Annotated in this window: 15 protein-coding genes; 8 read left to right on the top strand and 7 right to left on the bottom strand. The window is 42.3% G+C overall.

Annotated features, from left to right (window positions below):
• Positions 1 to 103: 103 nt before the first annotated feature.
• The 7 genes from BCU57_RS13445 to serA all read right to left on the bottom strand — a co-directional run bounded on the left by BCU57_RS13445 (position 104) and on the right by serA (position 10,430).
• Positions 104 to 529, bottom strand: a complete 426-nt coding sequence (locus tag BCU57_RS13445; protein ID WP_102436743.1) for a nitrate reductase cytochrome c-type subunit — start codon at positions 527 to 529, stop codon at positions 104 to 106.
• Between the two features lie 101 nt (positions 530 to 630).
• A complete protein-coding gene (gene napA / locus BCU57_RS13440; protein ID WP_102436745.1) occupies positions 631 to 3,114 on the bottom strand; it encodes a nitrate reductase catalytic subunit NapA in 2,484 nt (827 codons plus the stop codon).
• A gap of 373 nt (positions 3,115 to 3,487) precedes the next feature.
• Positions 3,488 to 4,555: a lipocalin-like domain-containing protein gene (locus BCU57_RS13435; RefSeq protein WP_102436775.1), complete on the bottom strand. Its 1,068-nt coding sequence runs from the start codon at positions 4,553 to 4,555 to the stop codon at positions 3,488 to 3,490.
• A 113-nt stretch (positions 4,556 to 4,668) separates the two neighbouring features.
• Positions 4,669 to 7,212: an ABC transporter permease gene (locus BCU57_RS13430; RefSeq protein WP_102436747.1), complete on the bottom strand. Its 2,544-nt coding sequence runs from the start codon at positions 7,210 to 7,212 to the stop codon at positions 4,669 to 4,671.
• Positions 7,205 to 7,873, bottom strand: coding sequence for an ABC transporter ATP-binding protein (locus tag BCU57_RS13425; RefSeq protein WP_102436749.1), 669 nt, complete (start codon positions 7,871 to 7,873; stop codon positions 7,205 to 7,207). Before BCU57_RS13425 ends, BCU57_RS13430 begins: the two co-directional genes overlap by 8 nt.
• Before the next feature lie 205 nt (positions 7,874 to 8,078).
• Positions 8,079 to 9,038 (bottom strand): tRNA-modifying protein YgfZ, encoded by a 960-nt coding sequence (ygfZ, locus tag BCU57_RS13420; RefSeq protein WP_102436751.1) that lies wholly within the window; start codon positions 9,036 to 9,038, stop codon positions 8,079 to 8,081.
• Positions 9,039 to 9,200: 162 nt separating this feature from the next.
• Positions 9,201 to 10,430 carry a phosphoglycerate dehydrogenase gene (serA, locus tag BCU57_RS13415; RefSeq protein WP_102436753.1) on the bottom strand — a complete coding sequence of 410 codons (1,230 nt, stop codon included), beginning with the start codon at positions 10,428 to 10,430 and terminating at the stop codon, positions 9,201 to 9,203.
• Positions 10,431 to 10,581: 151 nt separating this feature from the next.
• Between serA and BCU57_RS13410 the strand changes: the two genes are divergently transcribed.
• From BCU57_RS13410 to BCU57_RS13375, 8 genes are all read left to right on the top strand, one after another.
• Positions 10,582 to 11,178, top strand: a complete 597-nt coding sequence (locus BCU57_RS13410) for a DUF2238 domain-containing protein (RefSeq protein ID WP_102436755.1) — start codon at positions 10,582 to 10,584, stop codon at positions 11,176 to 11,178.
• A 256-nt stretch (positions 11,179 to 11,434) separates the two neighbouring features.
• A complete protein-coding gene (locus tag BCU57_RS13405; protein ID WP_102436757.1) occupies positions 11,435 to 12,100 on the top strand; it encodes a helix-turn-helix transcriptional regulator in 666 nt (221 codons plus the stop codon).
• A gap of 175 nt (positions 12,101 to 12,275) precedes the next feature.
• Positions 12,276 to 12,725: a PaaI family thioesterase gene (locus BCU57_RS13400; protein ID WP_102436759.1), complete on the top strand. Its 450-nt coding sequence runs from the start codon at positions 12,276 to 12,278 to the stop codon at positions 12,723 to 12,725.
• A 54-nt stretch (positions 12,726 to 12,779) separates the two neighbouring features.
• Positions 12,780 to 13,022 carry a YgjV family protein gene (locus BCU57_RS13395; protein WP_102436761.1) on the top strand — a complete coding sequence of 81 codons (243 nt, stop codon included), beginning with the start codon at positions 12,780 to 12,782 and terminating at the stop codon, positions 13,020 to 13,022.
• A gap of 339 nt (positions 13,023 to 13,361) precedes the next feature.
• Positions 13,362 to 14,825: a catalase KatB gene (katB, locus tag BCU57_RS13390; protein ID WP_102436763.1), complete on the top strand. Its 1,464-nt coding sequence runs from the start codon at positions 13,362 to 13,364 to the stop codon at positions 14,823 to 14,825.
• A 106-nt stretch (positions 14,826 to 14,931) separates the two neighbouring features.
• Positions 14,932 to 16,143 carry an IS256 family transposase gene (locus tag BCU57_RS13385; RefSeq protein WP_413211436.1) on the top strand — a complete coding sequence of 404 codons (1,212 nt, stop codon included), beginning with the start codon at positions 14,932 to 14,934 and terminating at the stop codon, positions 16,141 to 16,143.
• A gap of 417 nt (positions 16,144 to 16,560) precedes the next feature.
• Positions 16,561 to 17,766: an amino acid permease gene (locus BCU57_RS13380; RefSeq protein WP_102438578.1), complete on the top strand. Its 1,206-nt coding sequence runs from the start codon at positions 16,561 to 16,563 to the stop codon at positions 17,764 to 17,766.
• A gap of 207 nt (positions 17,767 to 17,973) precedes the next feature.
• The gene (locus BCU57_RS13375; RefSeq protein ID WP_102438577.1) at positions 17,974 to 20,130 is read left to right on the top strand and encodes a S46 family peptidase; all 2,157 of its coding nucleotides are present in this window, start codon (positions 17,974 to 17,976) and stop codon (positions 20,128 to 20,130) included.
• Positions 20,131 to 20,134: the final 4 nt, after the last annotated feature.

The raw sequence follows: 20,134 nt of genomic DNA, 5'->3' as shown, positions 1-20,134 counted from the left end.
CTTTGAGCCTTAGCTAATGTTGTCATGTTAGCGACAAACTAAAATGCCACTGAGATCCAGTGGCATTTTTATTTTACATCGATATCAAGCTGGATGTAGAAGCTTAGTTTGTGTGGTAATTCTCAACTAATGCTTCTTTATTATCTGCTTGTGCAACATGGCACTGAACACAAAAATAATATTTATCGTCAAATTTTCCATCGGCTTTTACGTGTGACTTGTCGATTGGCGTGGCTTTCATGCGCGCTGCCTTTTCAGTACTGTGACACGTTAAACAACCATTCTTTTTCATAGTGATAGGATAACTATCTCTATGGGGGATCATAGGTGGTTGATGCACAAATGTTCTTTCAATCGCAGTTCCGCGGCTTGGGTAAGTCGCTTTTGCATCTGCAGGAATGGTGTCAGTAATCTGTACATCACCAGCTAGTGATTTTACATTTACTGGTGCAGCAGTTTCTGCTGCTTGTTGACCTGAGCATGCGCTAAGACTGAGCACTATCGCAGCAAGGCTAAGTAATTTCTTCATGGTTTACACTCCTTCATATCCATTATTTTTTGATTAAATGGATAGAGATAAATAGTGATTCAGTGATGCTAAATTTGTTTTCAGCATCACTGTAAGTCAAATTAGGCTTTAACAATCTTCACTGGACACTTCTTGAAATCTGTTTCTTTCGATAACGGATCAGTAGCATCAAGTAATAATTTGTTGACCAGCTGTCTAGCATCAAAGAATGGCATAAACACCACGCCGACAGGTGGCTTGTTACGGCCTTTAGTTTCAACACGCGTTTTCACTTCACCACGTGGAGAAATCACTTTCACTTCATCACCATTTTTCAGGCCACGACTACTCGCGTCTTTAGGGTGCATGAATACCTGTGCATCAGGGTAAGACTTATGCAGCTCTGGTACACGAGCTGTCATACTTGCTGTATGCCAATGCTCAAGTACGCGACCTGTAGACATCCATAGGTCAAACTCTTCATTTGGCTCTTCAGCAGCGGGCTCAAATGGCAGTGCAAAAATAACCGCGCGTCCATCAGGCTTACCGTAGAAGTTATAACCTTCACCAGCTTTAACGTATGGATCGCTTCCTTCAACGAAACGACGAACCGTTTCGGTACCATTGACTACAGGCCAGCGTTTACCGCGGTTTTCATGATAGTTGTCAAATGCATCTAAATCATGACCGTGTCCACGACCAAATTGAGCATACTCTTCAAATAACCCTTTTTGCAGGTAGAAGCCGAATGCATCGTTTTCATCGTTGTAGTCACCTTTACACTCTGATGACGGGAATTTATCAACGACACCGTTAGCAAATAAGATGTCATATAAGGTTTTTTCTGCATACTCAGGCTTTTTAGCAATTAACTCTGCAGGCCAAACTTCAGAAACTTTGAAGCGCTTAGAGAACTCAACAAGCTGCCATAAGTCAGACTTAGCGCCTTCAGGGGCTTTAACTTGTTGATGCCACATATGAGTACGGCGCTCAGCGTTACCGTAAGCACCTTCTTTTTCTACCCACATCGCAGTAGGAAGAATCAAGTCAGCAGCTGTTGCTGTCACTGTTGGGTATGGGTCTGATACCACAATGAAGTTTTCTGGGTTGCGGAAACCTGGGTAAATTTCATCGTTAATGTTTGGACCTGCTTGCATGTTATTGGTGCACATAGTCCAGTAACAGTTTAGTTTGCCATCTTTCAGCATACGGCTTTGAAGTACAGCATGGTAGCCAGGTTTTGGCGGAATCGTGCCTTCAGGTAGCTGCCATAACTTTTCAGTGATTGCGCGATGTTTAGGGTTTGCTACAACCATGTCTGCAGGCAAACGATGCGAGAAAGTACCCACTTCACGTGCTGTACCACAAGCTGAAGGTTGACCTGTTAATGAGAACGGGCTGTTACCTGGCGTGGCAATTTTACCTGTTAACAAGTGAATGTTATAAAGCATGTTGTTTGCCCACACACCACGAGTATGTTGGTTAATACCCATAGTCCATAAGCTCATGATCTTGATGTTAGGATCAGCATACGCTTTTGCCATTTCGATAAGGTTTTCAACTGGTACGCCACTCATTTCAGATGCGTATTCAGCAGTATAAGTACTGACAAATTTTGCGTATTCTTCAAAAGAGATAGGCTTAGATTTGCCGTTACCTGGGTTTTTCGCTTTCTGCTCTAGAGGATGCTCAGGGCGAAGACCGTAACCGATATCAGTCACACCTTCTGCGAAGTTAGTATGCTTGCTGACGAAGTCTTTATTAACCGCATCGTTTTGGATGATATAATTGGCAATGAAGTTCAAGATAACTAAGTCAGATTGCGGCTTAAATACCATAGGGTTGTCGGCAAGTTCGAAGCTGCGGTTTTCAAATGTCGATAACACATGGACTTTACTGCCTTCATGGCTTAAACGACGGTCAGTTAAGCGTGACCATAGAATAGGGTGCATTTCTGCCATATTGGCGCCCCAAAGCACGAAGTGATCTGCAGCTTCGAAGTCATCATAGCTACCCATTGGCTCATCAATACCAAAGGTACGCATGAATCCACCTACCGCAGATGCCATACAGTGACGGGCATTAGGATCGATGTTGTTGGTAAGGAAGCCCGCTTTGTGTAATTTAGATGCCGCGTAGCCTTCCCAGATAGTCCATTGGCCCGAGCCAAACATACCTACCGATGTAGGGCCTTTTTTGGCAATACTGGCTTTCCACTTGTCAGCCATGGTATCAAGGGCAACATCCCAGCTTACTGGGGTAAATTCACCTTCTTTGTCATACTTGCCATCTTTCATTCTTAATAATGGCGACGTAAGGCGGTCTTTGCCGTACATAATTTTAGAGAGGAAGTAGCCCTTAACACAGTTAAGACCTTTGTTGACTGGGCTTTCTGGGTCGCCCTGAGTCGCAACAACTTTGCCACCTTTGGTACCCACTAAAACACTACAACCCACACCACAGAAACGACAAGGGGCTTTGTCCCATTTTATTTCTGCAGACTGCTCTTCTGCTTGAACCATTTTTATTGGTAAAGCAAGTCCAACTGCCGAAGCGGCTGCGGTAGCTGCATTGGCTTTTAGAAACTCGCGACGGCTTATGCTCATGGTGTTTCCTCACTCTTAAATGTATGTAGACAGTATTTTTAAAACTATCTTTGTTTTTATTTACCAAGGTTTTTATTAACAAAAAACTTAACTATCATTGAGTCTAAACCGCGCATTTTTCATGGGTATACCCCAGACTGAGTATACGGGCTGTTTATTGCTGTAGATCACACTAGTAAGTGTGATCTAAAGCACGTTTTTCAATTTGCTCAATTACTTAATTAGCAAATGTAAATTTAATTCTTACGGATTATTGATAGTTAATGGTAAAAGTATAGGACAGATATAGAAAAATCCGTCCTATAGAAGTAGCAGCTTCTATAGGCTTTAAAAAGCGAGGAAGAGGCAAAATTAACTTTGAACATCAATGGTGCTAATAGCCCGTTAGCTCCATATATCCATTACCAGAATGACTGCCTGATACGCTGATCGGGCCTTCCCAATAAGAGATTGTCAGTGGCATATCACTGTTGGGGTTAAGTGCTTTAACGGTGACATCAATATCTTCGCTAGTAATGCTAACCTGCCAACTAATTGGATAGCGACCACTGTCAGTTTGTTGCCAGCTAAGCGGGGTAACTTTTATGTCGTTTGGGTGTGACTTACTATTAATATTTCTGCCGTTACCGTCGAAAAACATTCTGCGGGCACTAAAAAAGGCCTCACTATTACTGTTTCTTAGTTGAAAAAGCATTAGCGCAGAGCCATCATCTAGGCGAATAGAAAACCAGTCCCAGCCTTGCTGGCTTTTAGTAAGGAATTGCGAGCTCCACTCCCTATCAAGCCAAGCCTTTCCTGTGACTATTTCAGTTTTACCATCACGGTTAATAGAACCTGTTAAATCAATAAAAGGCTGGCTGTAATAGTAAGAAGCAACTTCGCCGTTAGGGCTTTTAATACTGTAGCCGTTATCGCCTTGTAGGTTCATTGGCGCGTTACTGGTTAATGATAATTGGTAGCCAAATTTTTCAGTGTTAACCGTTAAATTTGCCGGAAATAACGCATTTGTTTCACTGCGCCACTGCCAATCATCTAACGCGATGGTGAGAGGGTTAGAGCTAACATGAGCCAGTTGTGGATGGGCGCGAGACCATTTCTCTTTGGCTTGATGCTTGGATGCTGAGGTTAATGCAGCGTGTGACATAAACATTTGATTAGTAGCCCAGTTGTTTGGCGCGGCAGTATCAGCAGCAGACAACGCAATTCTGAATTGAGTCCATTGAAGCCCTAGCTCTTCACCCGCCTCAGTGGTCATATTGGCCGTTAAATACCACCACTCTTGCCTAAATTTATCATGGCTTAAATGATCTTGCGGGAAATTGAGTTGATGATCTGGCAGTACTTTGGCGTATTGCTCAAGGCTGTCAGCGTCTTGCGTTAATAGGCTGCCCATACTGGCTTTGTTATCTGACTCTGCTGTTGAATTAGGCTGACAACCCATTTGGCTCAGACAAGCTAACAGTAACCATATTGCGATAAAAGCTGACTGTCGTAGCTTTAGCACTGGGTCAATCTGTCGCTTTTTGATGGCGTTGGTTATCGGGGCGTTATACATTATAAAGCCTCTTGCTGAAGGTTATGAATAAGTGATTTACGGGTTTGCCAGTAAAGTGGGATCGCGATGGCAACGGCGCTGGTAGACAGCGCAATTAACACCACTCGGGCATAAGCTTGCCAATCCCATAGCATGGCAATACTCCAACCAAAGGCTTGTAAAGTGACTTTGTTGATCAGTAAGTAACCCAGTACAGCACCTGTTGGCAGCGCCACTAAACAGGTGAGTAATACAATAAACTGCATTTGAATGAACATCATAAAGCGCAAGCGTGCTTTGCTCACCCCAAGGGCATATAGTTTGGCTAGTGGTGCTTGTCTGGCTTGGGTTAGCATTAAGCATGCACTGAATAATCCAATGGCAGCCACCATTAAGGTGAGGCTATTGAGCACCATGGTGATAGAAAAGGTTTGCTTAAACATGGCTATGGCTTGCTGCTTAATTTTGGCTTGGTTATACATTTGCGCTGTTGAAATTAGCTTGCTATTAACGAGTGATTGTTCAAGCTCGTTTATATCGCCATCATAGCTGGCAGCGATACTTTTAGCTTGCTTGGGCAATTGTAATTGTTGCCATAGTGTATTACCAATTACGACCTGACCCTTAGGGTTACCATAATCAAAGAAGATAGCGCCAATGGTCACGGGGTGTTGATTCGTTTTTGCTGACATGATTGGCAATGTAAAGCTATCGCCAATTTGTAACTTGTATTTAATCGCAATGGGCTCACTTATCATCAACTGATTACCCTGAGTAAATTCAGCCCAGAAGTCATCTGATTGCTGTTTTAGCGAACTGACAATCTTAGTTGAATACAAATCGCGACTCACAAGTTCAACGGGCATATTTTGATAACTGCTATTTACTGTCCACTGTGAATATATACCAGTGACCTTAGGCTGCTTCTCTAAGAAAGACGCAATATCAGTGATGTTTTCGCTTGACGGGCGCATGTATAAATCTGCATGAAGGCGGCTTTCAAGCCAGGTTTTTAAGGTGACTTCAAAACTGCCCACTAGGGTATTCATCGAAATGTTCGCGGTTAGCGCCAATAGCATCGCCATCATGGCTAACGATAACGGCCCGATTAACTCTTTGGTTTCTGCCATCATGTATTGCCATAATCCTGCCGGAAAATACTTAGCCAAACTACTACTGACATAATGCAGTGTTAATGGCAGCAATAGTGGGATAGCGACAATAACAATCCCCATCAGTGCGAGGCTAAATTGATATTGCTCAGTAAACGGAAACAGTGCAGCGCAAATGGTTAATGCCACTATCGCGATGGCAAACAACCAGCGTTGGGTGACCAGCAAACTGCTTGCTTGATTATGTTTGGTGCCAGCTCGGGCGAGGGGTTGTTGCGTTAATTGTCGATACAGTGGCAGGCAGGCGAGTAAACCGGCAAACAAGGTTAACACTATGGCTTGGGCAAACCACTGCCATTGCCAGTTGCCGGGCATTAGCCGAGCGCCATAAAGCTGCTCTAGTGTCATGGCGACCATAGGTTGTAGCCAGACGCTGAGTTGCAGCCCCAGAATAAAGCCTAAGCTTGCACCAATGATCACCAGCACAATGAGCTCAGCGACCAGTGCTAGCATCACATTATGCTTATTAATCCCTAATTGCAGTAATTGTACTAATAATTTTTGCCGCTTCATCAAACTGTAGCGCACGCCGTTATAAGCGATAAATAGCCCTACCACAAAAGCCAGCATACTCATGGCGTTAAGGTTTAAGTGAAAACTACGGGTAAGCTCTTGTAGCGCCTGGCCTTGATCTTGTTCTGTAATACTCGCCTGTTGCTGTAATAGATTTTGACTATTGATTTGCTCAATCAGTGGCTCAGCAGGATCAAACAAAGCAATATAAGACAGCTTATTGGGTTGGTCTAATAGGATTTGCGCTAAAGAGATATCAGCGACAATGGCATTACCTAAGCCATAATCATCATCGACACTGATCACTTCGAGCTTGATAGTGTTAGCGGCTTTATCTTGTGGGTTTTGTAAATAAAACCACCCGTCTTTTGCTATGTTATCCGCTAGGGATTGGCTCATTAACAACACATTGCTGCCTGCTAATAGCTTATCCAGTGGAATATTAATGGGCGTTTTGCTGTTGGTATTCGTTTGAGCTTCAGATGAATGGTTTTGTAAGTTAACTGCAGCAAATAAATCGCTGCCTTGAATTTGCCAGCGCCGCCCTTTATCGTCGACTGCAAGGCCATTAATCACAGCTAAAGCATTACTGATCCCGCTTTGACGCAATCGGAAATAGACCTGCTCATTAATGAGTTGTTGCCCTGCGGCTGGGGTGATCAACAAGCTTGCCCGTTGACTTAATAGTTCGGTGGCTTCGCTGTAACTTCTTACTGCATTTTCATTGGTAGACTTGACGCCTATTAGCAAGGTGACTGCGAGGAGGATACCGAGAAGAATGGCACCAGCTTGTAATGGCGAATGGCGGTAGTGGGCAAAGAAGATTTTTAGTGACAACAGCCATTGTTTGACAGTGATGTCTTGAGCCTGATTACTCATGAATATGGCCTTTTTCTAAATGCCACCTGCGTTTCATATAGCCCGCACAGGTTTCACTGTGGGTTACCATCAACACCGTGGTATTTGCAGCCATGGTAAGCTGGCACATTAGCTCCATTACTTGCTGACCTGCAGCTTCATCTAAATTACCGGTTGGCTCGTCTGCTAGTAATAATGCCGGTTTGTGGATTAACGCTCTGGCAATGGCAACGCGTTGCTGCTGACCACCCGATAAGGTTTCAACAGGTCTTGTTAAAATGTCACTAATCCCAAGCTGCGTAATAAGCTCATCGCCCCAATCACTCCACTTTTGATTATTAAGCTGTAATACAAAACGGATATTATCGATAACATTAAGCGGGGTGAGTAAGTTGAATTGTTGGAAGACAATACCAAGTTGGGCGCGCCTAAACTGGCTCCATTGACTATCTTGCCACTGCGCTGCTTGTTGGTTCATGAGTTGTAACTGACCAGAATCAATTTTCTCAAAACCGGCAATGATATTAAGTAGGGTGCTTTTGCCCGTGCCGCTGGGGCCGGTTAGCGCAATGGTATCACCACGATGCAGGGATAAATCGACACAGTTAAGCACCTGATGGAGTCTATCGCCATCGTTAAAGCCTTTGGATACTTGCGATAGTTGGGTGATCACTGCTGTCATTAGCGTCTCTGGTATTACTTGTAATTACATCATCATACGACAAATAAAATTACTTAGATCGACTTTTCATTGAAATAACCCGTTTATATGTTGATTTTGAAATAATAAAAAAGGCTGAAGAATGAGAAGTAACCTCATCCATCAGCCTTTATTTAATGTTACGGTTAGCAGCCTTTGTTGGCTTTAACCCATATAACCGTTTAAGTTAATCTTCTAACGAATAAGGTAGCGGCTTCACCACTAGCTCACTTTGGTTGTCATTTTTTACTCTTAGTTTTGCATCATTTGGCGTATCGTTAGCCAATACTGCGGTTAATAGCACTTGGCCATTAAATTCAACCGCTTCGATAACTTTACCCGTTCGAAGAAAGCCATCTTCTGAGGCAATTTCAATTTGAGTTTCACTGCTGACAGTTTCAGAGGCACTACCGGATAGAATATACAGGGCGCGTTTATTACCACCGCGGTACTTCATTCTGGCAATGGTTTCTTGGCCCATGTAGCAGCCTTTTTCAAAACTAATACCGTTTACCGCCTGTATATTACACATTTGTGGTACAAACTCACTGCTGTGGTTGTCGTCAATATTGGCGTAACCGGCTTGAATTTCTAATGCTTGCCAAGCTTGGTGGCTAGATAGTGGTTGATTTGAAGCTGTGACTAATTGCTGCGCTTTTTCAGCTGATGTAATCACTATGAAGCGCTCAGCATCTTTTAAAATAATAGCGCCTTCAGCGTGAGTAACTTCATGTTCAATCCGTCCAAATTGCTGCTCAATAAACTCTGTAGCCTTCGTACCAGCAAAGCCTAAAATAACTTGCTTAGCAGTGACATCAGTTAATTCCGCTTTACTGAACACCGCATATTTCTGCCATGAGGCCAAACTTAGCGGTAATACTGATGCTGGCATTAAAATAAAAAGGCTTTCAGCAATTGTGTAGGTTCTAAAGCTAGCAATCATCTTACCCTTAGGATCGCAATGGGCGCCCCAGCGCCACTGAGTTTCTGTCAGCGATACGATATCGGTAGTGACTTGGCCGTGAATAAAGGTTTTACCTTGCTCACCGGTCACTTCAATTAAACCTAAGTGGCTTAAGTTTGAAACCAGTAAGTCGGGCGTTGAAGTTAAGTAATCCCAGTTTGGCTGTGTGGTTGCGAGTGTCATAAAATGATCCCTAAGGTGAGCAACAAAGATAAGCTTTGAGTGTAACGGAATTCAGTGAGGCTCAAAAGAAAAAGCTATCTTCAATTAATTGAAGATAGCTTTAATTCACAATTTAACTGCGAGATAAGCCTAAGGTTAAATCGTTCACCGACTTAGCTTGAATTAAAACAATACGCGGGTACGAATAGTACCTTCAATTGCTTTTAACTCGCCCAGCGCTTGTTCGGCTTGGTTTGAATTGACTTCCATGACCACGTAACCAATATCTGCAGTCGTTTGTAGATATTGCGCAGCAATGTTAATGCCTTTTTCTGAAAACGCTTGGTTAATTTTAATCAACACACCTGGACGGTTGTGGTGAACATGCAATAAGCGCGAGGTGCCTTTATGTTGTGGCAATGACACTTCAGGGAAGTTAACCGCAGACACAGTTGAGCCATTATCAGAATATTTAGCCAGCTTACCCGCGACTTCAATACCGATATTTTCTTGAGCTTCAGCAGTACTACCACCAATATGCGGGGTAATAATGACGTTATCTTGTCCACGTAGTGGGCTAATAAATTCGTCATCATTTGACTTAGGCTCAACTGGGAATACATCAATTGCAGCGCCTGCAATATGGCCTGACTTTAGGGCATCAGAAAGCGCATCAATATCAACCACAGTGCCCCGTGATGCATTGATAAAAAAGCTTTTTGAACGCATTTGTTCAAACTCTGTCGCACCAATCATATTTTTAGTTTGCGCAGTTTCTGGTACATGCAAGCTGATAACGTCTGCTTCATTCAATAGTGTTTCCATTGAATGGATTTGGCTGGCATTACCCAGTGGCAACTTGTCTTCAATATCGAAAAATACCACCCGCATACCGAGGGTTTCAGCCAAAATACCCAGCTGAGTACCTATATGGCCGTAACCAATGACCCCTAAGGTTTTACCGCGCACTTCATAGCTACCATTGGCACTTTTTAACCAACCGCCACGGTGGGCAAGGGCGTTACGCTGAGGAATACCGCGCATCAGCATGATGATCTCACCTAACACTAGCTCAGCCACACTGCGAGTGTTTGAGAATGGCGCATTAAAAACGGGTACGCCTAACTTCTCAGCAGCGGCAATATCAACTTGGTTAGTACCAATACAGAAACAGCCAATCGCGACTAGTTTTTCAGCATGGTTCAACACTTCAGCGGTTAATTGGGTGCGCGAGCGCAGGCCGACAAAGTGAGCATCTTTAATTGAGCGCAGCAACTGGTCTTCAGGAAGGGAAGCTTTGTGATATTCAATATTGGTATAACCTGCACGCTTAAGTACATCGACTGCAGTTTGGTGGACGCCCTCCAACAGCAGGATTTTAATCTTATCCTTGTCAAGCGAGTGTTTTGCCATGGTGTGGGTACCCTCTTATCAATAGTTATGCTTATGTTATGCTGACATTAATGCGCAACCAAAATAGCATTATTTATTGCCATTGTAGAGGGCTAGATGGCTAAAGACTGTGATCTTGGTTTAGAACAATATCATCTAAAGGGAATGTATAGTGAATAAGAAAGTTATATGGGTGGTTATTTTTGCTGTCGTGCTCGTTTGGTCGGTGAGTTCACCTAAAGATATGTTTACTTGGTGGTTAGAAGCACTGCCAGCATTAATCGCCTTACCCATCTTATTTTTTACCCGTAATAAATTCCCCCTAACACCCTTAGCTTACTTATTGATTTTGTTACATTGCTGCGTGCTCATGGTCGGAGCTAAATATACCTATGCCGAAGTACCACTGTTTGATTGGTTGGCTGATGTGATGGGTAGCGAACGTAATAATTATGACAAAATCGGCCATCTTGCTCAGGGGTTTATTCCGGTCATACTGGCAAGAGAGGTGATGCTAAGAAATCACGTCTTACAACCGGGCTATTGGTGTCAGTTTCTATCAGTTTGTTTTGTATTGGCATTTTCTGCTTTTTACGAACTTATTGAGTGGTGGGTTGCAGCTGCAACAGGTGAGAATGCGGAGGCGTTTTTAGGCACTCAAGGCTATGTGTGGGATACACAGTCAGATATGTTTATGGCACTTATAGGTGGTATTAGTGCATTAGTCTTGCTCACAAAGGTACATAATAAGCAGTTAGCATCACTTTAATCAGCTACATTTATAGATCTTGTGACTGTTAAGTTTATTTTTACTTGTTTTATTTTTGGTAACGGCTTGGTTTGCGAGCACTTAATCTATTAATGAGTACTTAAGTATTGCAGAAATACTTTATAGACTAGTTAAAATGCCTTATGGGCTAGTTAAAATGTACTATTATTGCATTATGTTGTTATTATGTTATCAATGTTTCAGGAAGAAACTCGTATAGCCGAGAGATACAGAATACTTTTCAGGGAGAAAAGTGATGAATTCGAATATTGATGAATTAGTCTTCTTACACCAGGTTGCAGCGCCTTGCAACTTGGCTATTTTAGCTGAGTCGATAGGGTTAAAAACCAGGGTAGTGAAACACCCTAGTGAACTTGAAGTAGAACATAATACTAATTGTTTCTATTTGATCGCCCAAAAGGGGGCCGCGCTGGATAGCAAAGGCATTCCGCTGTTGGTATCACGGCTAGTTAATCATGTCCCTGTCGCTTTATATCAAGTTGAACGAGGCTCGTTAGATCAGGAGTCTGCACTATTGTTAGGTGTAAGAGGCTTACTTTATGCCGACCAACGTATGGATTTAATGTTGACCGGGTTACGTAAAATGGTAGCTGATGAGCTTTGGTATGATCGACCGCTAATTAGCAAAATTTTCCGCCGACTAGTACAAAAACTTGATGCTAATACAGAAATCCCCCCAGATACTATCGCAATGCTGCAAATGCTCACTAATCGTGAAAGAACCATTATTCAGCTAGTTTCAAGCGGTGCAAGGAATAAAGAAATAGCCCACAGGCTTTGCATTAGTGAGCACACGGTAAAGGCACATATCTCTTCCATCTTTAGGAAAACTCAATCTCGCAATCGGGTCGAGTTACTGCGTTGGGCACAAACTTATCAAGCCCATTTTGAATTTGCATAAGCCTCGATTAGCGGCAAATAAACTTAAACGTGTTAGTTGAGCGCTAGCGCTTGAGTTAAGCATAATGGATATCTTCTAAGGGATGGCAGCTGTCATCCCTTTTTTATGGAAATCCTTTAAAGTTAAATAGCTTGGCAGTAGACTGAATTAATTACGTATTACTGGAAGTTGATAAATGAGTATTTGGTTTAGAGAAGTCACCCTTGAAGATTGCGCTAAAATGGATAGTGGGCTCCATGGGAAGGGCACATTAATGAAAACCCTTGGTATTAAAATCACTGAAATTGGCGCAGATTATATGGTGGCGACTATGCCAGCTAACCCTTCAGTACATAACCCTTTAGGCATAGTTCATGGCGGCGCTAATGTGGCACTGGCCGAAACCGTTGCCAGTTATGCGGCTAACTTTGTGGTCGACTTTAAGCATTTTTATTGTGTTGGCCAAGAAATTAATGCCAATCACTTAAAAGCGTCACGAAATGGTGAGTTAATTGCGACGGCAAGAGCAGTGCATATCGGTAAACGTAGCTCGGTATGGGAAGTGCTAATCAATAATTCTGCAGGTGAGTTATGTTGTATTTCTCGGATGACTGCGGCTGTAGTAGCTAGAAAAGTCAGCGCTTAATAGGCAATTATTAACTACACTGAATAAAGTCAAACCCCTTAAAAGGAATCATAAATGGAAGCTGCAACAGTATGGGAATGGGTGGGTTATTTAGCCTCTGCCGTGGTGGCTATTTCATTGATGATGGCTAATATAAAAAAATTACGCTGGTGGAACCTTATTGGTGCAGCGCTTTTTGTCGCTTATGGTTTGGCGATAGGTGCCATCCCAGTGGCATTAGTGAATTTTTTTATTGTATTGATTGATATTTATTATTTAATAAAACTGTATAAAGAACCTGAAACTAGATCAGAATAAACCCTTTAAGTTTGTCGTTTTATCTACGTATATAGTTGCCTTCTAGTTGCACAGGTAATCAGCTTGTAAACTATTGATGCAATATTTACACTTAATTTGGTGTGAGATCAGTAATGACTCAATTGTATTTAAATATCATTAAATGGTGAGGCGAATGCTTCGCCATTTTTTTTGCTAGTGAATCGTAAAAATAGATTGTAGCAATTCATCTTAATCGTTTTAACTTTATTTTCGCTGCGGTTATTATGATTTCAATGAAACGCAGCCAGGAGAAATATCGTGGCGACAGTATTTGATTTAATTGAGCAGTGGCTAGATGCCGCAAATCAGGAGTAACAAATGGATAATAGCAATTACTTAACTAGCCAAAATGGTGCCCCAATAGCTGATGACCAAAATTCATTATCAGCAGGTGAGCGTGGTCCATTATTATTACAAGATTGGCACTTAATTGAAAAATTAGCCCACTTTAACCGTGAGCGTATTCCTGAGCGAGTCGTACATGCAAAAGGTACCGGTGTTTATGGTACTTTTACCTTAACTAAAGACCTAAGTGATTTCACCTTGGCTGATCACTTTAATGGTGTGGGCAAGCAAACTGAGACCTTCATTCGCTTCTCAACTGTTGGCGGCGAGATGGGTAGCGCCGATGCAGAGCGTGATCCTCGTGGTTTTGGTTTACGTTTTTATACTGCCCGCGGTAATCATGACATTGTGGGGAATAACACTCCGACATTCTTCTTACGTGACGGCATTAAATTCCCTGACTTTATTCATACCCAAAAGCGTAACCCGCAGACTAATTTGAAAGATCCGCAAGCAATGTGGGATTTCTGGTCATTAAACCCAGAAGCCATGCATCAAGTGACTATCTTAATGTCAGATCGCGGTATTCCTGCTAATTACCGTCAAATGCACGGCTATGGTTCACATACTTTCTCATTATGGAATGCCAAAGGTGAGCGTTACTGGGTGAAGTTCCACTTTAAATCACAGCAAGGTGTGGTGAACTTAACCGCAGAGCAAGCTGACATTTTAAAAGGTATTGATCCAGACTCATCGCAACGTGACATGGTGGCAGCAATCGCCGATGGTAATTTCCCTAAGTGGGCTGTAAAAGTGCAGATAATGCCTGAAGCAGACGCCAATAATTATGCAATAAACCCATTCGATTTAACCAAAGTATGGCCACATGCAGATTATCCATTAATTGAAATTGGCGAACTTGAGTTAAATCGTATGCCAGACAACTACTTTGCTGAAGTTGAGCAAGTTGCATTAGCACCAAGTAACTTGGTTCCTGGTGTCGGCGCTTCACCTGATAAAATGTTGCAAGCGCGTTTGTTCTCTTATGCAGATGCTCAGCGTTACCGTATTGGGACTAATTACAACCAATTACCGGTAAATTGTCCTCATGCCGCTAAAGCTAACCATCATCAACGTGCAGGGGCTATGGCAGGGACACAATGCCCATATAACGGCAGTCAAACTGGTGCAGATTCAAGTGCTAATTACGGCCGAAGCACTGCAACGGCAGCACTTCAAGAGTCGTCTCAATTTATTGAGCCGCCACTAAGACTTGATGGCGAGGCTGCAAGATATAGCCGTTATGACCAAGATGACTATACTCAGGCGGGTAATTTGTACCGCATCTTTAGTGAAGAAGAAAAGCAGCGTTTAGTTGAAACCATTGCAGGTACATTGAGCCAAGCAAGTGAAGATGTGCAATTGAGAATGGTTGAGCATTTCTTAAAAGCTGATAGCGATTATGGTCAACGCATCAAAACACTTTTGGAAGCATAATGCTTGGTAATTTGATTGTTAAGGTATTAGATAGAGACTGTAACTAATTTTGTGTAACTGCTTATCAACACGTACTCTATAGAGAGTCAAGGATAGGCAGATACTCATGAACAAAAAAGATATTGAAGCTTTTGCTAAAGAAGCTGCTAAAAGCATTAAAACACCAGAAGACTTAAACCAATTCAGTCAGATGCTCAAAAAGATAACGGTCGAAGCCGCTCTTAATGCCGAAATGGATGACCACCTGGGCTATGAGAAACACCATAAATCGACTTCTGCTAATAGCCGTAACGGTAAAACCAGCAAGCGCATTCAAACTGAAGATGGTCAATTTGAGCTTGATACGCCGCGAGACCGTGAAGGCAGTTTCGAACCTCAGTTAGTTAAAAAACACCAGTCCAGATTTACCTCTATGGACGATAAAATATTGTGGCTCTACGCTCAAGGCATGAGTACTCGTGATATCGTTCAAGCCTTTGATGAATGGTACGGCGCAGAGATATCACCCACGTTAGTTTCTCGCGTTACCAACGCCGTTCTAGAGCAAGTTATTGAATGGCAAAGTCGACCTTTAGATGCCATTTACCCAATCGTTTACCTTGATTGTATCGTCGTAAAAATCCGTCAGGATAAGCGCGTTATTAACAAATCTATTTTCTTAGCGTTAGGCATTAACCTTGAAGGTCACAAAGAGCTAATGGGGCTTTGGATAGCTGAAAATGAAGGGGCTAAATTTGGGTTAGGTGTCCTCACTGAACTACAGCAACGAGGCGTTGAGGATATTCTCATCGCTTGTGTTGATGGCTTAAAAGGCTTCCCTGATGCTATCAATACCGTTTATCCAGATACTCATGTACAGCTCTGTATCGTACATATGGTCAGAAATTCATTAAAGTACGTATCGTGGAAAGACTACAAGGCAGTCACTGCGGACCTTAAAAGCATCTACCAATCAACAACGGAGGAGGAAGCTTTACTTGAATTAGACCGTTTCAGCGATACCTGGGATGAGCAATACCCCCAAATCAGCAAGTCATGGCATAATCATTGGCACAACTTAAATACGTTTTTCAATTATCCTCAGGATATTCGTAAGGCCATTTACACAACCAATGCTATAGAGTCGTTAAATAGCGTGATTAGACGAGTGTTGAAAAAACGTAAGGTATTTCCTAATGATGACTCGGCCAAGAAAATGATTTACCTTGCGATAAAAGAAGCCAGTAAAAAATGGACCATGCCCATCCGAAACTGGCGTACTGCGATGAGCCGATTTATTATTGAGTTCGAAGACAGAATTGTGAAGCATATTAACTAAATTGCAGTTACACAGAATCTGTTACACCCTCAAGTAAATACCTGTTGTTAACTATGTAAAAGGACTTAGGTCTTCCTTTTTTATTTATCTTGTTCTGGTTTACCTGCATAGTCAGTTTACTCATCATTTCATTTGTTGATGGGTAGTTTTATATGTGATTACTCAATTAATATCGCTCTTCAAATTGTTTGCTAGCCTCAAAACCCTCTTGTATGGCTGTAATGCTACACCATTGCAAAATCCTTGCGTTAAAGTAATTATCAATATGTTGCGTAATTGTTTATTAACGCGCGTGTAGGCCTTTAAATGCCTAAGTCTCTTGCTAGTGATAATCTCCTTCTGCTACTGTCGAAATCGACCATATCAATAAGACTTGGTAAAACGACCAATAAATAAAAACCATACGGGACTCATGTTTTGAACTTAAAAATACTTGGCTCAATCGCCATTGTTGCAGGAACTGCTATTGGTGGGGGGATGTTAGCTTTACCACTTGCTACCGCAGCGCTAGGTATTATGCCTGCGATTTTATTGCTGGTAGTTATCTGGGGATTATCAGCTTATACCTCTTTATTAATGTTAGAAATTAACTTACGTACTGGTGTGGGTGATAACGTCCACGCCATTACAGGCAAAACCTTAGGCAAGGTTGGTCAACTTATTCAAGGCGGATCGTTTTTAAGTTTGTTATTTGCCCTGACCATGGTGTATCTAATGGGCGGATCATCGCTACTTGAATCTCGCTTAGAGCCATTATTAGGTGTCGATTTAAATAACCAAGTGTCAGTACTGCTATTTACGTTAGTATTTGGTGGCCTAATTGCCGTTGGCGTGAAGTGGATTGATAAAGTCTCTCGTGTGCTGTTTACTGCGATGATCGTGTTACTGGTTCTAGTGGTGGCATTTTTGCTACCAGAAGTGAACCTTGTAGCATCATTAAGTAATTTTTCAGCCAATGTAGCCGAAGGCGATAAACTAGACCAACTGTGGTTAGCGGCTATTCCTGTGGTATTTACCTCATTTGGTTTTCACGTTTGTATTGCGACGATTGTGCGCTACCTAGAAGGTGATGCGGTTTCATTAAGAAAAGTGTTATTGATTGGTTCTACCATCCCGCTAGTTTGCTATATCTTATGGATATTAGTCACCTTGGGTACCTTAGGCGGTGAGACTGTCAATGGTTTTGCAGGCTCGTTACCTGCACTAGTTAATGCATTACAAGCTGTAGCTAACTCCGCAGTTGTCAGTCAATTTATTGATTTATTTGCCAACCTTGCACTCGTGACTTCTTTCTTAGGCGTTACCATGAGCTTGTTTGACTATGTTGCCGAGTTAACCCGAGCAAAAGATGATAAAGCAGGCCGTGCTAAAACTTGGTTAGTCACTTTCGTGCCGCCACTATTATGTGCTTTATATTACCCTGATGGCTTTTTCCAAGTGCTCGGCTTTGCGGCCATACCGTTAGTGGTTATGATTATCTTCTTGCCGATAGTCATGGCATTAAAACTGCGTAAGCAACAATTAGGTGGCTATGAAGTGTGTGGTGGCAAGCTTGCCTTAGCTATCGCAGGTCTATTAGGTTTGTTGATTGTGGTTGCTCAGTTGATGGTGGCTTTAAGCTAAAAAAGCCAATAAATGAAGCTGTGTTGTCGATAAGCTTTGTAACGGCATTTTTCAAAGACTATTTCTTTGTAGAAACAATATGATAAAGTCAGGCTATCCGCCTGACTTTTTTATGCCTTAAATCTGAACATTGTTGCTTCAATATGACATTGTGACCGCATTAAAATACAGGCAATTTGGGGCTCTTTTATTAAAAATGGAATAATAATGAAAACATGGTTATTAAGCGCTGCAATTTTGGCAACATTTGCCAGCCAAGCAGACGAAGGAATGTGGCAGCCTTATCAGCTACCTGCAATGGCTGATGAGCTTAAAGCAAAAGGATTGGAGATTGATGCCAAATCGATTTCAAAATTAACCGAATTTCCAATGAATGCCGTGATTAGCCTAGGTGGCTGCACAGCATCATTTGTGTCGCCTAAAGGCTTGGTTGTTACTAATCATCATTGTGCTTATGGCGCTATTCAGTACAACTCAACCCCAGAGAACAACCTGTTACAAGATGGTTTTTTAGCTAAAACTTATGCAGAAGAATTACCTGCTACACCGGGTTCACGTATTTATGTTACTGAAGCTGTAACTGATGTCACCGCTAAAATAAAAGACGGTGAAATGAGCAAAACTGGTAATGACTTTTACAAAGGCATTGAGCAAAAAGAGAAATCATTAGTCGCAGAGTGTGAAGCGCAAGATGGTTACCGCTGTAAGGTTTATAGTTTTCATGGCGGTCTTGAGTATTACTTAGTTAAACAGATGGAAATCCGCGATGTTCGCCTAACTTATAATCCTGCAGCCAGTGTGGGTAAATATGGCGGCGATATCGATAACTGGATGTGGCCACGTCACACTGGCGATTTTTCATTCTACCGTGCTTACGTCGGTAAAGATGGTAAGCCTGCCGATTTCAGTAAAGATAATGTCCCATACGAGCCTAAAAGCTTTCTTAAAGTGTCTGCAAAAGGCGTAAGCGAAGGGGACTTTGTTATGGTGGCAGGTTACCCCGGCCGTACTAACCGTTATCGCATCGCGAATGAAGTCGAAAACCAATTTGAGTGGGCTTATCCGCAAGGTAAAGTGTTGCGTGAACGTTTAATTGAAATCATCAAAGACACAGCCCCAGAAGGCAGTGATGAGCGAATTAAATATGAAAGCTCAATTGCAGGATTAGCCAATTACGCTAAAAACTTTACTTCGATGATTGAGTTTTACGGTAAATCTACCATGTTAGATGAGCGTAAAAGTTTAGAGCAAAAATTAGCTAAGTGGATTAGCAAAGATAGCAAGCGTCAGGCGAAATATGGTGAAACATTAGCTCAGTTAGATAAGTTAATTGCCTTAGACCAACAAGGCCAAGAACGTGACTTACTGCTGAGTTACATGGGGTATTCAACCATGAAGAACACCGCTGAGCGCCTATATCGTTTAGCTCATGAAAAAGCGTTACCGGATATGCAGCGTGAGCCTGGCTATCAAGAACGCGACATGACTCAGTTTACCTCAAGTATGGAGCGTATTGACCGTCGTTATGCTGCCAGCGTTGATAAAGCCATGTTAGCAGACTTACTCAAGCGTTATGCCGCTTTGCCAACCTCTGAGCGTTTAGCTGATTTTGATAAGGCTTTCTCGATTGGTAAAAACTTCGATGAAGCCAAGCTAATGAAAACCCTTGATAGCATGTATGCCAATACCACACTGTCAGATAAAGACGTCCGCTTAGCTTGGATGAATAAGTCGGTAGCTGAGTTTAATCAGTCGAAAGATCCGTTTATTCAATATGCGGTGATGACCTTTGATGAAAAAATGCAACGCGAACAAGCGCAAAAACAACTTGCTGGAGACTTAATGAAAGTGCGTCCACAGTATATGGATGCGGTCATTGCCTATAATCGTGAGCTAGGTAAACCGGTTTACGCTGATGCTAACTCAAGCTTACGAGTCACGATTGGTAACGTAAAAGGATACTCGCCCCAAGATGGTTTAGTGGCGGCGCCGTTTACTCGTCTTGAAGGTATTGTTGCGAAAGATACTGGTGCAGCTCCATTTGATGCACCGACTAAGCAACTTGAGCTTATTAAGCAAAAGCAGTACGGCGATTTCTACATGAAATCAATCGATTCTGTACCGGTTAACTTCTTATCGACTTTAGATACCACTGGTGGTAACTCAGGTTCTCCAACTTTGAATGGCCGCGCTGAATTAGTGGGTTTACTGTTTGATGGCGTTTACGAAAGCATCATTGGTGACTGGGGTTATGATCCTCAAACTAACCGCTCAATCCAAGTGGATAGCCGTTACATGCTGTGGGTGATGAAGTATTTAGATAATGCTGACAACTTACTTGAAGAAATGGACATCGTAAAATAATTGA

Origin of the sequence: Shewanella sp. 10N.286.48.B5, from assembly GCF_002874355.2 — a bacterium.
Classification (GTDB): Bacteria; Pseudomonadota; Gammaproteobacteria; order Enterobacterales; family Shewanellaceae; genus Shewanella.
This window is presented reverse-complemented; position numbering and strand designations above follow the sequence as displayed.

Bases quoted from the DNA above. Each gene is read 5' to 3' on its own strand.
- BCU57_RS13445 (WP_102436743.1), bottom strand. From the start codon at position 529: ATGAAGAAATTACTTAGCCTTGCTGCGATAGTGCTCAGTCTTAGCGCA.
- napA (WP_102436745.1), bottom strand. From the start codon at position 3,114: ATGAGCATAAGCCGTCGCGAGTTTCTAAAAGCCAATGCAGCTACCGCA.
- BCU57_RS13435 (WP_102436775.1), bottom strand. From the start codon at position 4,555: ATGGGTTGTCAGCCTAATTCAACAGCAGAGTCAGATAACAAAGCCAGT.
- BCU57_RS13430 (WP_102436747.1), bottom strand. From the start codon at position 7,212: ATGAGTAATCAGGCTCAAGACATCACTGTCAAACAATGGCTGTTGTCA.
- BCU57_RS13425 (WP_102436749.1), bottom strand. From the start codon at position 7,873: ATGACAGCAGTGATCACCCAACTATCGCAAGTATCCAAAGGCTTTAAC.
- ygfZ (WP_102436751.1), bottom strand. From the start codon at position 9,038: ATGACACTCGCAACCACACAGCCAAACTGGGATTACTTAACTTCAACG.
- serA (WP_102436753.1), bottom strand. From the start codon at position 10,430: ATGGCAAAACACTCGCTTGACAAGGATAAGATTAAAATCCTGCTGTTG.
- BCU57_RS13405 (WP_102436757.1), top strand. From the start codon at position 11,435: ATGAATTCGAATATTGATGAATTAGTCTTCTTACACCAGGTTGCAGCG.
- BCU57_RS13400 (WP_102436759.1), top strand. From the start codon at position 12,276: ATGAGTATTTGGTTTAGAGAAGTCACCCTTGAAGATTGCGCTAAAATG.
- BCU57_RS13395 (WP_102436761.1), top strand. From the start codon at position 12,780: ATGGAAGCTGCAACAGTATGGGAATGGGTGGGTTATTTAGCCTCTGCC.
- katB (WP_102436763.1), top strand. From the start codon at position 13,362: ATGGATAATAGCAATTACTTAACTAGCCAAAATGGTGCCCCAATAGCT.
- BCU57_RS13385 (WP_413211436.1), top strand. From the start codon at position 14,932: ATGAACAAAAAAGATATTGAAGCTTTTGCTAAAGAAGCTGCTAAAAGC.
- BCU57_RS13375 (WP_102438577.1), top strand. From the start codon at position 17,974: ATGAAAACATGGTTATTAAGCGCTGCAATTTTGGCAACATTTGCCAGC.